Annotated in this window: 15 protein-coding genes and 1 other RNA gene; 10 read left to right on the top strand and 6 right to left on the bottom strand. The window is 38.0% G+C overall.

All coding sequences use genetic code 11. From position 1 onward, the window contains the following. Positions 1-622 precede the first annotated feature (622 nt). The 7 genes from rplM (at position 623) to FCS21_RS01750 (ending at position 5,934) form a co-directional block, all read left to right on the top strand. Positions 623-1,051 carry a 50S ribosomal protein L13 gene (gene rplM / locus FCS21_RS16905; protein ID WP_187695293.1) on the top strand — a complete coding sequence of 143 codons (429 nt, stop codon included), beginning with the start codon at positions 623-625 and terminating at the stop codon, positions 1,049-1,051. 3 nt (positions 1,052-1,054) lie between these two features. Continuing rightward, positions 1,055-1,447 carry a 30S ribosomal protein S9 gene (gene rpsI, locus FCS21_RS16900; protein WP_187695292.1) on the top strand — a complete coding sequence of 131 codons (393 nt, stop codon included), beginning with the start codon at positions 1,055-1,057 and terminating at the stop codon, positions 1,445-1,447. 668 nt (positions 1,448-2,115) lie between these two features. After that, positions 2,116-2,706, top strand: a complete 591-nt coding sequence (petA, locus tag FCS21_RS01770) for a ubiquinol-cytochrome c reductase iron-sulfur subunit (RefSeq protein WP_138620259.1) — start codon at positions 2,116-2,118, stop codon at positions 2,704-2,706. After that, positions 2,706-3,983 carry a cytochrome b gene (locus FCS21_RS01765; RefSeq protein ID WP_171035611.1) on the top strand — a complete coding sequence of 426 codons (1,278 nt, stop codon included), beginning with the start codon at positions 2,706-2,708 and terminating at the stop codon, positions 3,981-3,983. The genes petA and FCS21_RS01765 overlap by 1 nt, the downstream gene beginning before the upstream one ends. Then, positions 3,983-4,705, top strand: coding sequence for a cytochrome c1 (locus FCS21_RS01760; RefSeq protein ID WP_138620258.1), 723 nt, complete (start codon positions 3,983-3,985; stop codon positions 4,703-4,705). Before FCS21_RS01765 ends, FCS21_RS01760 begins: the two co-directional genes overlap by 1 nt. 108 nt (positions 4,706-4,813) lie before the next feature. Further along, on the top strand, positions 4,814-5,455 hold the full coding sequence (gene sspA, locus FCS21_RS01755) for a stringent starvation protein SspA (protein ID WP_138620257.1): 642 nt from the start codon (positions 4,814-4,816) through the stop codon (positions 5,453-5,455). Further along, positions 5,455-5,934, top strand: a complete 480-nt coding sequence (locus FCS21_RS01750; RefSeq protein ID WP_138620256.1) for a ClpXP protease specificity-enhancing factor — start codon at positions 5,455-5,457, stop codon at positions 5,932-5,934. The genes sspA and FCS21_RS01750 overlap by 1 nt, the downstream gene beginning before the upstream one ends. Positions 5,935-6,054: 120 nt before the next feature. Here the strand turns inward: FCS21_RS01750 and FCS21_RS01745 are convergent, their stop codons facing one another. Genes FCS21_RS01745 through FCS21_RS01730 form a run of 4 tightly spaced genes read right to left on the bottom strand, consistent with a single transcriptional unit; the run spans position 6,055 to position 9,710 of the window. After that, complete coding sequence (locus tag FCS21_RS01745) at positions 6,055-6,663, bottom strand: BON domain-containing protein (RefSeq protein ID WP_138620255.1); 609 nt, start codon at positions 6,661-6,663, stop codon at positions 6,055-6,057. Continuing rightward, on the bottom strand, positions 6,664-7,254 hold the full coding sequence (locus FCS21_RS01740; RefSeq protein ID WP_138620254.1) for a phosphoheptose isomerase: 591 nt from the start codon (positions 7,252-7,254) through the stop codon (positions 6,664-6,666). Positions 7,255-7,300: 46 nt separating this feature from the next. Further along, positions 7,301-7,690, bottom strand: coding sequence for a YraN family protein (locus tag FCS21_RS01735; protein WP_246046947.1), 390 nt, complete (start codon positions 7,688-7,690; stop codon positions 7,301-7,303). Next, positions 7,677-9,710 (bottom strand): penicillin-binding protein activator, encoded by a 2,034-nt coding sequence (locus tag FCS21_RS01730; RefSeq protein ID WP_138620252.1) that lies wholly within the window; start codon positions 9,708-9,710, stop codon positions 7,677-7,679. The genes FCS21_RS01735 and FCS21_RS01730 overlap by 14 nt, the downstream gene beginning before the upstream one ends. Positions 9,711-9,887: 177 nt before the next feature. Between FCS21_RS01730 and rsmI the strand changes: the two genes are divergently transcribed. From rsmI to FCS21_RS01715, 3 genes are all read left to right on the top strand, one after another. Then, positions 9,888-10,739 (top strand): 16S rRNA (cytidine(1402)-2'-O)-methyltransferase, encoded by an 852-nt coding sequence (gene rsmI, locus FCS21_RS01725; protein WP_138620251.1) that lies wholly within the window; start codon positions 9,888-9,890, stop codon positions 10,737-10,739. Positions 10,740-10,799: 60 nt separating this feature from the next. Continuing rightward, an RNA gene (gene rnpB / locus FCS21_RS01720) (RNase P RNA component class A) lies at positions 10,800-11,219 on the top strand. A 187-nt stretch (positions 11,220-11,406) separates the two neighbouring features. Next, positions 11,407-12,000, top strand: coding sequence for a hypothetical protein (locus FCS21_RS01715; protein ID WP_138620250.1), 594 nt, complete (start codon positions 11,407-11,409; stop codon positions 11,998-12,000). A 59-nt stretch (positions 12,001-12,059) separates the two neighbouring features. Here the strand turns inward: FCS21_RS01715 and FCS21_RS01710 are convergent, their stop codons facing one another. Next, complete coding sequence (locus tag FCS21_RS01710; protein WP_138620249.1) at positions 12,060-13,331, bottom strand: peptidase MATCAP family protein; 1,272 nt, start codon at positions 13,329-13,331, stop codon at positions 12,060-12,062. 165 nt (positions 13,332-13,496) lie between these two features. Continuing rightward, positions 13,497-13,976: a hypothetical protein gene (locus tag FCS21_RS01705; RefSeq protein WP_138620248.1), complete on the bottom strand. Its 480-nt coding sequence runs from the start codon at positions 13,974-13,976 to the stop codon at positions 13,497-13,499. Positions 13,977-14,008 lie beyond the last annotated feature (32 nt).

Raw genomic sequence — 14,008 nt, 5'->3', positions numbered from 1 at the left:
TGCGTTAAAATAGTGGAAATGTAAAATTTTGTAGAGATTTTTTTATAATTATTTTTGTTGTTGTTTTGCTTGGTTAGTGAACGATTATGCGTCTAGTTTACGATTAACTAAAGCTTAACTTTTCTTTGCTTTATTAGCTTTGCGTTAAGTAAGTATAGTTGCCGCTATTTTTTGCTTTTCTGCTTTGACGACTGCAGCGCAGACCTACAATAGTTGTTAATAGATAATAGTATTTAAGGTTCTTTACATCGACTAGCATTTATTAATGTCCTCGTTATTAAAAACACTGATTTTATCTTTATTTTTTATTTACGCTTTATTAAATAATAAGCGTGATTTCTTTTTATACTTTCTGTATAATCCGCGCTCCCTACGTTACAAATGCCTATTGTTTTGAGGGGGCTCTTTTATTATTAGATTAAGAATGCCATTAATAGCTTAGTGATATCTTTAGTTAGATAGAGTTAAGTTTTTTAGTTCCTACGCTAGTAATAAGCTTCCTACAAAGTAGTGGCGCTGGGCTCGATGCTCGAAGGGGCAATGGCGTAGTCCATTTAACCGACAAGTAAAAAATTATTTTTATCTTGTCATTTAAGTAACATATTTAAAATTGGGTTTTTTAATGAAAACTTTTGTAGCAAAACCAGCAAGCGTTCAACGCGAATGGTTCTTAGTGGACGCCGAAGATAAAACTTTAGGTCGTATCGCTACTGAAATTGCAAGCCGTTTACGCGGTAAGCATAAAGCAGAATATACACCTCACGTAGATACTGGCGATTATATCGTTGTTATTAACGCTGAAAAAGTACGTGTAACAGGTAACAAAGCGAAAGGTAAAATTTACTACTCGCATACTGAATTCCCTGGTGGACTTAAGCAAATTAGCTTTGAACAGTTAATTGAAAAAGCCCCTACACGCGTTCTTGAATTTGCAGTGAAAGGCATGTTACCTAAAGGTCCTTTAGGTCGTGAAATGTTCCGCAAATTAAAAGTATATGCAGGCGCTGAGCATGCACATACAGCACAACAACCACAACTTTTGGAGCTTTAAGCAATGGCTGATAATCAATATTACGGTACTGGTCGTCGCAAGAGCTCTACAGCTCGTGTGTTTATGAAAGCTGGTAACGGTGCAATCACAATTAACAAACGTGACATTTCTGAATACTTTGGTCGTGAAACAGCTCGTATGGTTGTTCGTCAACCATTAGAATTAGTTTCAATGACTGAAAAGTTTGACTTTAACATCTCTGTAGTAGGTGGTGGTATTTCTGGTCAAGCTGGCGCGATTCGTCACGGCATTACTCGTGCATTAATGGTTTTCGATGAAACATTACGTGGTGAACTACGTAAAGCTGGATTCGTTACTCGTGATGCGCGTAAAGTTGAGCGTAAGAAAGTGGGCTTACATAAAGCACGTAAGAAACCACAATTCTCAAAACGCTAAAATTCGTTATATTCCGAATTTATACGGCATTGTCTGCGTTGCTCGCTCCAGTCACTTAGTATACCTAAGTTCAGGAGCTCACAACTTGACGGCTTTGTCTAAATTCAGACTAGGTAGAATTTACTTTATAAAAAACCGACCTTGTGTCGGTTTTTTTATGCCTAAAATTTATTAGATTTAGTGCGGCTACTCAGGTGTTATATTCCGAATTTATACGGCATTGTCAGTGTTGTTTACTCCTGTCATTTAGGTGATTTTTATAGCAAAAGGTTGCTAAGTTAAGGAGCTCACAACTTGACAGCTTTGTTTGCATTCAGACAATCTTAGCATTTACTTTATAAAAAAATGCTCTGGTGTCGGTTTATTGTAACTAGCTTGATAAGCTGGTTTTTTGTTAATAATTCTTATTAACTGGGTCCTCATAAGCTTTATTTATTTTATTTCAAGGTATTTCAAAGTATTTCTATTTTTACAGGGTCTAAGTCCCTTTTTATCTTGTAAAAAACACGCTATTTCTTTATGATCGTAAAAATTTTTTTCGATATACCGCTTGGTATGAATTTGAGCTAATAAAAACAAACACTGTGCCTAGCTGCTTGCTATATATTTATAGCTTTGATGGTCATAAAAATAATTGTTTTTATTAGTGTCTTAGTTGGAGAGTATAAATGAGCAATGTGCCTGTGAATAACGGCCGCAGACGCTTCCTAACGGCTGCTACTGCAGTTGTTGGTGGTGTTGGTGTGGTTGGGGCTGCTGTGCCTTTTATTGCTTCCTGGAATCCAAGTGCTCGCGCGAAAGCTGCGGGTGCTCCAGTTGAAGTTAATATAGGTAAAATACAGCCTGGTCAATTAATCCGTGCAGAATGGCGTGGTAAACCCGTTTATGTCGTACGCAGAACGGAAAAAACAGTTAATGATTTAGCTAAACACGATGACCAGTTACGTGATCCTAATTCTGAAAAAGCTCAACAACCTGTTTATGCAACTAATGCATATCGCTCAATTAAACCTGAGTTTTTAGTTGCTTTAGGCGTTTGTACTCACTTAGGTTGTGCTCCAACTCATCACGGCGGCGATTTTGACCAGTTTGTTGAAGGTGTTCCAAATGGCTTCTTCTGTCCATGTCATGGTAGTAAATTTGATATGGCTGGCCGTGTATTCCAAGGCGTTCCTGCACCATTGAACTTAGTGGTTCCTGATCATTCTTTTACCAATGATGGCACATTGCTTATTGGTGTTGCTCAAGGAGACGCATAATGTTGATGAAATTAGCGACTAATTTTATGGGCTGGGTAGATAAGCGTTTACCAGTTACCGATGCTTGGAATAAGCATTTAGCTCAGTATCCTGCACCAAAAAACTTTAACTTTTGGTACTTTTTTGGCTCTTTAGCCATGTTAGTACTTGTTAATCAAATCCTTACAGGTATTTGGTTAACCATGAACTATGAGCCATCAGGTGCAGGAGCTTTTGCTTCTGTAGAATATATTATGCGTGATGTCGACTATGGTTGGTTATTACGTTATATGCATTCTACAGGCGCCTCTGCCTTTTTCGTTGTCGTTTATATGCACATGATGCGCGGCTTAATGTATGGTTCTTACCAAAAGCCACGTGAATTACTGTGGATCTTCGGTATGTTGATCTTCTTAGTATTAATGGCTGAAGCGTTCATGGGGTACTTATTACCTTGGGGTAATATGTCATATTGGGGCGCACAGGTAATTATTTCCTTGTTTGGCGCAGTACCTATTATTGGTGACGATTTAACGCTGTGGATACGTGGTGATTACGTTATATCAGGTGCTACTTTAAACCGCTTCTTTGCTTTACACGTTATTGCGATGCCGTTGGTATTAGTTGTTTTAGTATTCTTACATATTCTTGCTTTACATGAAGTAGGCTCTAACAACCCTGAAGGTATTGACATTAAAAAACCTAAAGGTAGTGTTAAACCGGAAGAGTTAAGTAAATTTACTTTCCATAAACAATACAGTGGCAAATACGATATTGTTGATGCAGTACCTTTCCATCCATACTACTCTGTTAAAGATATTATGGGCGTTGCGTTTTTCTTATTCTTATTCTGTTGGGTAATGTTCTTTGCACCAGAGGGCGGTGGCTACTTTATGGAAGCGCCAAACTTTACTCCAGCGAACGGTTTGAAAACGCCAGAGCATATTGCACCAGTATGGTACTTCGGTCCTTTCTACACTATTCTACGTGTCGTTCCTGATAAATTATTAGGTGCGGTTGCTATGTTTGGCGCTATCGTTATGTTATTCGCCTTACCATGGTTTGATCGTGGTACAGTTAAGTCTGTTCGTTACCGTTCTAAATTACACTTAGTTAACTTAATTCAATTTGCTATTTGTTTTGTTGTGCTTGGCGCTTTAGGTACTATGCCTGCAACACCAACAGCTAATTTAATTGGTGTTATTGCTAGTTTTGGTTATTTTGGTTTCTTTATTGCTTTGTGGTTCTATAGCAAAAACGAAAATACTAAACCAGTTCCAGAGAGGATTGCAGACTAATGAAAAAATTAATTATAGCCGTTACTTTCGGCATACTGTGCAGTGCAACGACTTTGTTGTCGTTCAACGCTGTTGCTGCAGGGCCAAGTATTGAGTTAGATAAAGCCAACAATGATTTATCTGATAAAGAGTCTCTGAAAAAAGGCTTTAAAACCTATATAAACTATTGTTTAGGTTGTCATCAATTACAGTACCAACGTTACAACCGTACCTTTACTGATTTAGGTATTGATGAGGCTGATGGCGTTGCTAATTATATGTATACTGGTGAAAAAACAGGTGATCATATTTTAAATAGTATGCCTGCCAAAGAAGCTGCGGCATGGTTTGGTAGCGCACCACCTGATTTAACATTAGAAGCGCGTTTACGTAGTCCAGATTGGATTTACACTTACTTACGTTCTTTTTATATTGATGAGTCACGTCCATTTGGCGTCAATAACACAGTATTTAAAGATGTTGGTATGCCGCATGTATTACAAGGCTTACAAGGGGTAAGTACCAAAGATGAGCACGGTAAGTTATCGCCAGCAATGGGAGGTAGTTTAACGTCTGAAGAGTATGATGTCGTCGTACGTGACTTAACTAACTTCTTAGAATATGTTGGTGAGCCAAATAAACTTGAACGTAAAGCTCTTGGTTATTGGGTATTAGCCTTCTTATTCATCTTTTTTATTATTGCTTACTTCCTTAAGAAAGAGTATTGGAAAGACGTACACTAAGTTATTAACGCAATAAATTTTAGGGGGATTTGATAGTAAACTATCCAATCCCCCTTTGTCGTACCAAAATGGTATTAGTGATTAAAGTAATCAATTTTAGGAGGCTCTATGGCCGTAGCAGCAAATAAACGCTCTGTGATGACGTTGTTTTCTCACGCTGATGATATGTATAGTCATCAGACGCGCATTGTTCTAGCAGAAAAAGGTGTTGGTGTTGACATCAACTTAGTTGATTTAGCTAACTTGCCTGAAGACCTATTGGACTTGAATCCATATGGTACAGTACCGACGTTAATTGATCGTGAATTAGCACTCTATGAAGCTAAAATCATTGTTGAATATTTAGATGAACGTTTTCCTCATCCTCCATTGATGCCAGTATACCCAGTGGCTCGTGGACGTAGTCGTTTATTGATGCATCGTATGGAACAAGATTGGTACAGCCTAACAAAAGTCATTATGACTGGTAGTGCTGATAAAGCAGCGAAAGCACGTCAAGAGTTAACAGAAAGCTTATTAAGTATAGCGCCAATTCTAAATGAAGCGCCTTACTTTATGAGTGAAGAGTACAGTTTAGTTGATTGTTATTTGGCACCGCTATTATGGCGTTTACCAGTCTTTGGTATTGAATTAGTTGGTCAAGGTTCAAAAGAGCTTAAAACGTATATGTTACGTTTGTTTGAGCGTGAATCTTTTCAAGCGTCATTAACCGAAGAAGAGCGTGAATTACGTTTTGGTCATCCTGCCTAATGAATGATGCAACAGCTAGCTCAATGAGCTCAAATAAGCCTTATTTAGTTAAAGCGTTTTATGAGTGGATTTCAGACAATGACCTAACACCATACATTATGGTAGATGTTAATGTTTACGGTGTGTTAGTGCCGATGAGCTATGTTGCTGATGGGCAAATTGTACTAAATATTGCTAGTTCAGCTATTGGCAGTATTGCTTTAGGTGATAGTGCCATAGAGTTTAGTGCTCGTTTTGGCGGTAAATTAGAGCATATTACCGTACCGTATGGTGCGATAGGTGCAATATACGCTAAAGAAAATGGTGCTGGGACTTCATTACCTATTGAACATCCTCCAGAGGAAGCTCATGAAATAGTGGATAGCCCAGCTGAAAAGCCTAAATCTACCTTAAGTAGTGTCGCGTCAACGGGGAGTGAAACTGAAAAGTCAAACAAACCGAAAGCAAAAAGCACAGCAAGCTTGAAAATTATAAAGTAGTTTTATTTTTTCAATAAGTCATGCTTTGTTTAAATAAAAACGCTAGGTATCAGTGATATCTAGCGTTTTATTTTTTAAATCACAGAATAGTTAAACCACTGAGCCGTTGTATTAATTTCCTTAAATATACTCAAAGGCTTTATAAACACGGCTAACACCACTAATGTTACGGGTAATTTCCACAACAATATCTGCTTCTTTTTGTGTCACCAAGCCTAATAAAAATACCTCAGCATTTTCAGTCACTACTTTAATATCTTGAGCATTGACGTCACCATTGTTAAGTAAGGCTGACTTTACTTTAGAGGTTAACCACAGATCATTACTGCGCGTGGTAATCGCTGTGGTAGAGCTAATACGTACTTGATTATGTATAGTAATAATATCAGGTACCTCTTGAATAGTTTTTATAGCGAGTTCTCTCAAGTAACTGGTAGGCGCTTGACCAACGACCAAGACAATACCGTTCATACTTACCACATGTAAATTAGTGTTTTTAGACAATGCCTTTTGTTTATTTATTTCATTGTGTGCACGAAGCTCAATACTTTGATCATCAATTTGTTTACTAAAAGTACGCCTATCAGCAACCATAGTTGCGCCTGCCGTAATTGCCACTACGGTAGCGACAGCACAACTTTGTAGCGTGGTAATAAGCATTAAAATGCCGATTATCCTAAGGGTCTTGCTTGTCATGAGTACAGTAGGTTTTTGTTTCAAACTCAACATTTATGACTCACCTTGAGGGAATAGTGTGCTATCAATAATTTCACATAAGCTGTGCAGTACCACTAAATGCACTTCTTGTATTCTTGAGGTTCTTGCCGACGGTACCCGTATTTCAACGTCGTTTACCCCTAATAGACCAGAGATATCACCACCATCGAACCCCGTTAAGGCAATAATAGGCATGTCACGAGATACTGCACTCTCAACCGCTTTAATGACATTACGTGAGTTACCACTGGTTGATATAGCTAATAAAACATCGCCATTGTGTCCCAACGCTCTTATTTGCTTTGAAAATACTTCATCATATTGGTAGTCATTAGCAATAGAGGTAATCGTAGAAATATCACTACTCAGTGATATAGCAGGTAAGCTTGGGCGCTCTGTTTCATACTTGTTAAGTAGTTGTGCACAAAAGTGTTGCGAGTGTCCTGCAGAGCCGCCATTACCACAGGCAATAATCTTATTACCACTGAGTAAGCATTGCACCATCATCATACCGGCATGCTCAATTGAAGGCGCTAATAAATCACTGGCAGCAATTTGCGTTTGTATGCTTTCGGTGAAATTGTTTTTGATCTGTTCTAGCATGGAAAGCGGGCTCCGCATTTATATATGTTGAAATAAATTTAATTGGCTAAAAGGCATTTTTAAGCCAAGTGACTTGGGGTTGATTAATATCGCCTACTAGTGCCACAACATCAATACGACAAGGTGTATTATATTCATTTAACCCTGTCTGGTGCAGATAAAAGGAGATGCTATGTCTTATTCTTTTTTGTTTACTCAGGGGAATGGCGGCAATGGCACCGCCAAACATTAAATTTTTACGGTATTTTACTTCAATAAACACATAGGTATCACCATCGAGCATAATGAGGTCTACTTCCCCTTGGCGAGAGTGGAAGTTTTTTTCAATAAGAACGAGTCCCTGATCTACTAAATATTGTTGGGCATATTGTTCGCTTACTTGCCCTTTATCAGTACTTGTTGTGTTATTAGTAAGGTTTTTTTTATTCCATCGCAATAGTAACGACCTTATTATTTTTGTAAACACCCCATAATAAGCTACGCGTAAGCACATTATTATCATCTAACTTCAGTATACCTGTTTGCCCCCAATGTTGAAGATAAGGTGCTTGTTGCATTAACGGTATTTTATTAATGAGTTGATAACTGTCATACCCCATAGCAAATAAACGTGATAAGCCATCACTACGTTTTGGCCATAATGCTTGGCTAGTGGTTGCTAATTCAGTGTTTTGTGCATCAGCTAATAACCAAGGGATTTCAGTAAAGGTTAACCCTTGTAAATCACTATTACTACTATAGTCACTTTGGGTACTATGGCTACGAGAACTAGCAAAAATAGGAATAACATCAGCAAACGGACTAATGTTTACGGCAATATAGGGCTTTACTAAGCGGGTTTCTTCAGAGGTACCAACAAGGTAGAACATGTCTATATCACGGCGGTTTCGTGTTTGTGCGATGATATTTTGATTAAGTCGACTGTTAAGTTTGCTAATCCTAACTTTACTTTTATCCACCGCTAACGTCGCTTTTATATTTGACTGCATTTGTGCGCCGGTATCGTAATAAACAATGTCGATTTCGTTACCGGTAATGTGTTGCCACTGTGTGGCAAACGCTTGGGCTATGCGTTTGCTAACACTATTTTTTTGGCTTAACACCACCGGGTGTTGAAAGTCTTGACGACTTAATGTTTCAGCCGCTTGTTTTGCCTCATCTTCTGGGCGCATAGAGAGCACGGTATACTTATTAGTTAACGCCGTTGTTGTCGGTATATTTAACAACAAGGTTTCAATAGTTTTGTCCTGTGCAGGTGATTGTAAATAGCTCTTTATTGCTGACTCACTGTCAATGGCGCTAAGGTAATTAGTGGTTTTATAGTGAGTGTTTGTATTATCATCACTTTGCGCCGTATTCGTGTCAAATAAATTAGTATTTGTTTTCAATAAATAGTCGTTCTGTGCATGAGTTTGTGTATTAGTGTGATTGATATATTTATCAACATTAGATTTAAGTAAGGGTCCAATAACATAATCAATCTTTAATGTTAATAGTTCATTGGTTAAGCCATACCAATTAACCTTACTACTGTCAAAAAAGTGCAAGGTTTTTGCTTTGTCTTGAGCAAAACTAGCTAAAATACCTTGCTGAATTGCTTGCCCAGCAGCACCTTGGTTACCCGTTAATGGTAAAATTACCGCAACATTTTCAATCGTTTTTGGGGTTAACTCTTGAGACGCAAGTCTTTTGGCAATAATGCTTGCCGAGTGATGTTTAAATTTTTTCTGCCACATACCTAAGTGATAACGCATTTGTTCTTTATTACCACCAAACTTATTCGCGACCGTTGTTAGTGTTAACCAGCCTTTAAGTTCGGGAGCCTTATCTAAAGCAAGTAAGTTTAGTTGCCATTGCGATAGACGCTGAAAATCATCCCAAATGCTGTTAATCTTTTGAGGGTCTTGTGCAGACGATGAGATAAAAGAATAAGCAAACAGCTGCGCGGTTAAGGCCGGTACGGGTTGTTGTTTTTGTTTTAAAGCCGTACTTAACAATTGATAATAAGTGGTGGTTAAGGTGATGGAGTTATTACTGGCATATTGTTCAAGTTCACGCAGTTGCAGGTAACTTTCATCGACGTAACCAAGCTGCTGTAAACTACTTGCTTTAATCAGTGTTAACTGAATTTTTTCCTCAATGTTGTCCATCCCGTTATCATCAATTAGCGGTAATATATTATCCGCTAACCATAACGCTTTAGCGTAATTGTTTTGCTGGTAAAATAGCTTAGTAGCAATAAGTAATTCAGCTACCGCGCCATTCACATCTAATGTTTTAGCCAGTTCAATATGTTGCTCTGCCGATAATGTACCTGAGCCCTCTGCCACTTCTTCAATTTCAGTGGCAGGTAAATCTAGTGTTGTTGAGTCAGGGGCTTGTTTAGTACTACAACTTGCCAGTAAGATAAGTAATAAGGCGGGTAAAATTCGAGATGTAAGTTGTTGTAAGTGCATTGAAAAATAATCTACTCTTGTTGGCTTTACTTTGATAGGTAATCACACTGTTTTGACGACAATAAATAAATCCGTGCCTATTGTTATCAGTATAGGGTTATAATAAACGCCATAGACATTAGTCACAACTACTATACGTTAAATAACTATACGCCAAACCGAGTGAAGTAAGTATTAATGAGTGAAACAACCTTAATCCCAGCGACGCTTTATATTGTCGCAACCCCTATTGGTAATTTGGGTGATATCAGCCAAAGAGCAATAGATATATTAACGCAAGTTGACGTTATTGCCTGCGAAGATACTCGCCATACCGGTAAGTTATTGGCAGCCTTTTCGATTAAAAATAAGACCATGTCATTGCATGATCACAATGAACGTCAACGCCAAGATCAAATTGCTAGTATGTTACAAGAAGGCAAAACGATTGCCTTAGTATCAGATGCAGGAACGCCGTTAATTAGCGATCCTGGTTTTCACTTAGTACGACACTGTCGAAGTCTGGGTCTTAATGTCTCACCGGTACCTGGAGCTTGTGCTGCTATTTCTGCGTTATCTGTGGCAGGGTTACCAACTGACAGGTTTAGTTTTGAAGGCTTTTTGCCTTCTAAATCAGGTGCTAGACAAGCGACTTTACTGGCGTTAGCGGCCGAGCCTCGTACCATGGTTTTTTATGATGCGCCGCGCCGCGCTATTGATACAGTACGCGATATTGTCACCACGTTAGGCGGTGAGCGTTATATTGTTATCGCTAGAGAGTTAACTAAAACCTTCGAAACCATTCACAGTGATAGCGCTGACAATTTTTTGGCTTGGCTTGAACAAGATGCTAACCAGTTAAAAGGTGAAATGGTATTAATTATTGAAGGCTATAAAGCCAAAGAAAATGAAATTTCTGCAGAAGTGATTAGTACGTTGAAATTATTATTGACTGAAATGAAACCTAAAAAAGCCTGCGCTATTGCTGCAGAAATTTATGGGGTAAAGAAAAATGCCTTATATGAATTTGCTTTAAGCTTGAAATCATAAAATTACACTAGTTTTAGTAAAGGTCGTGGACATTCTCTAAAAATAAGGTAGAATTCGCGCCGAGTTGACCAGACAATCGCTGGCTAGTTTACGTAAGTATTTCTAGCGGGAGGAAAGTCCGGGCTCCAATGAGCAGGGTGCCAGGTAACACCTGGGCGGCGTGAGCCGACGACAAGTGCAGCAGAGAGAAGACCGCCGATGGTTATCTTTCGAGATTTCACAGGTAAGGCTGAAAGGGTGCGGTAAGAGCGCACCGGATTGCTGGTAACAGTAATTGCAGGGTAAACTCCACCTGGAGCAAGACCAAATAGGGTTTCATGATTATTGTGACGTAAGTTTCAATAATATAAGCGTGGCTCGCGTGGAAACCGGGTAGGTTGCTTGAGCCTTAGAGCGATTTAAGGCCTAGACGAATGATTGTCCCTCACTTACTTTTAGTAATTGAGCTACAAAACCCGGCTTATAGTGTCAACTCACCTATTTTAGTAACCGTTTGATTATTGATTATATTTCTTAATTGATAATCAAGCGGCACTCTAAAAATATTCATATTTGCTTCAGCACCTTCTTCGCATTACCTTTTTTACCTTCCCCTTTTTGTATATAATTCATTCAGAACAGTTCAAAAAATTAATACACTATTAAATGCGCTATAAGGATAATTGATATGGCTAATAGCAAATTTATCTCTTTTGGGTTATTGAAGAAACTATTAAAAAATATAGCGATAACGGTAGTGACGATAGTATTGATCGCTAAATTTTTTCTCTCTGGTTTTTTAGGATTATTTGGTTACTCAGCAGTAACACTAAGCGAACTACAAAGATTGACGACTTCAAAGCAGGTTGTTGAAAAAATGAAAACTCGTCATAAAGCTAAGAAAGTTAATGCGACTAAAAAGTTTTATAAACGAGCAGGAAAAAAGGTCAGTGCTACGGCTTTGTCAGCGGCGACATTAGGAACCGTAGCCGTTGTCGGCACCTTGACATATTTAGAAATCAGTCAGTATTGTGAAGAACAAAAAGAATTGATTGATGATGAGAACATCTTATTTTCAACACATGAATTATTTGATACTACGGCATGTCTCAGTAGAGCAAAAGAAGACTCAATGGCTATTACTAGTGCAGCACTGGCAGAAGTTAAAGGCTCTGTGGTTAACGCGTCAGATCAAATCATTGATAATGCAAATCAGTTACTTGAACCGAGTAGAAAAGAGTTAATAAAGTTTTTTGAGTACATTGATGCCAGTACTCATTAATTACGTTTCTAGCACGACGAATAAAGCTCAATAGTTAGATTGACTTGATTGTATAATCGCTAACTTATCTTTTGTGGAATACTGTGTAATAGCTCATCATAGTGTGAGTAAACCTTTGGCATATCCATTTTATTAAGAAAGTCAGAACAAGTTAAATAAGCTAATAGATAGCGAGCATCTTTTACCCAAGGGGGTAAGTATTTTGCTGGTTGGCATAGCCCCATTGCGGTTAATTTGTATAATACAGGGATATCTTCAATATCTAATTTTCCACAAAACAATAATTTTAAGCAATCAGCTCGACCATTAGCTGCAATAGCTTTTAAAAAATTATGTACGCGGATTAACCCTTCTAAATAAACACCATCTTTAGTGAACGGGGCTCCCCCTGTTAACACACCACCTCTAAAAACTCTTCTACTATTTTCATAGGCTTGTGATTCATTACCAATACGCGTTAAAAAATAGTGATACACATCTAAAAAATCAGCGCCGTCAATCGACATTTGTATCGCTATAATGCGATCAGCTAGTCGGCGCAATCGATCTAAATCAATTGAATTAGTAATGTACTCAGAAAATACCGCTAAACCCTCTTGTGTTTTAGTGGTACCAGGATGACCAGCCGCTAATATTTTTAGATGTTGTTGATTTAAGCCATTAATAGAGGTGGCGACATGAATATATGCTTCATGGTTGATGAGTTGTTGTGCATCAAGATCAGTAAAGCATGCAGTTCTTCGTAGTCTTATAAGTTTCGGATTTGCTAAAGCATTAGCGGAAAGCTCATCAACAATTTCAATTTTTGGCGCTTCATCGCCAAACATTTTGGCTACTGCTAGCTCCATTTGACCAGCAATATCAGTAGCTAAATAACACATTGGTGGCGGCGCACCTAAATCGTAATTTGCGTAACTGCTGATTTTTTTATCAAACGAATTTGCTAACTCAAGTGGTGTAGACTTGTCGTCAGTAAAAGCATTCGTAGGCTTGTCATACAATTTTTCAGAAAATTCATAAAACTTTTTAGTGCCAACAGAGGCCATCATTAAAGCGCCGTATTCAAGCTTTACTGATATGCGTTGTAACCACTGATCTACGTCTGAGCTGCCAAGCAAGCCTCTCGCTTGATTTACTAATGCTAAAGTTTTGCGAGGATCAAAACCAGGGTAGCTAACCTTAGGAAGTTCTTTAGCATTATTGGCAAAAAATTGTCGCTTAATATCTCTATGCCACTCTAGGTGGGAAAGTATACGAATAGGTTGACTGGCGCTATATAGGATAGCACTAATTTGATGAATTCGGGCTTGCTCTTCTGCTATTTTATTCACTGCGATTTAATTCCACTTATACAGATAAGTCTTTTGCTGATAATAACCAAAAAGTTCAGTGCTTTTTTAAAATAGTAAGCGGTCATTACAGCAATTAACGTTGATAAATAGCATACCAACAGTAGGCTTTTATTTACTAAGCTTTAGCACATATTACTTGCATGACTAATTTACATGGTAGTGAAAGGTCATAGAGTCACCAAAGGGGCGAGAATCTTTTATGCCTTTTTTTATACCAAATTGATAAGTTTCAACGGTTGTTGTTAATACGGGCACCATGTCTTTACATTGGTTAGCGGGTAAGTTGTGGATTTCAGTAAAACGAGAAGTGACCTTGCTTCGCTTAACCATAAGTTCAATGGTATCACCTACCTGTTGATGAGTGACTTTTAAGCCATCAAAAAAATTAATGGTTGAATACAGCTTTTCTACTTTGCCATTCGCTAGAGGTTTACAGGCTAACTTTAGATAACTGGTTTGCATTCCTTTGTTCCAGCCTTTTAATTTTTTTGTGACCAATACAGAACCTTGCTCTATCATTGTTTTATTTTCCATAAGTTCAAAGTTGATCATCAAGCGTTCTTTTGCATCGACAGCAGTACTCACTATAAATAAAAGCCCAATAAACACTAAACGAATCGACATAGTAATATTCCTTTATTTCATATCATTAACTC

It is taken from the genome of Colwellia ponticola, assembly GCF_005885605.1.
GTDB classification, from domain to species: domain Bacteria; phylum Pseudomonadota; class Gammaproteobacteria; order Enterobacterales; family Alteromonadaceae; genus Colwellia; species Colwellia ponticola.
Note: the sequence above shows the minus strand (reverse complement) of the source record. Positions and strands in the feature narration are given on the sequence as shown.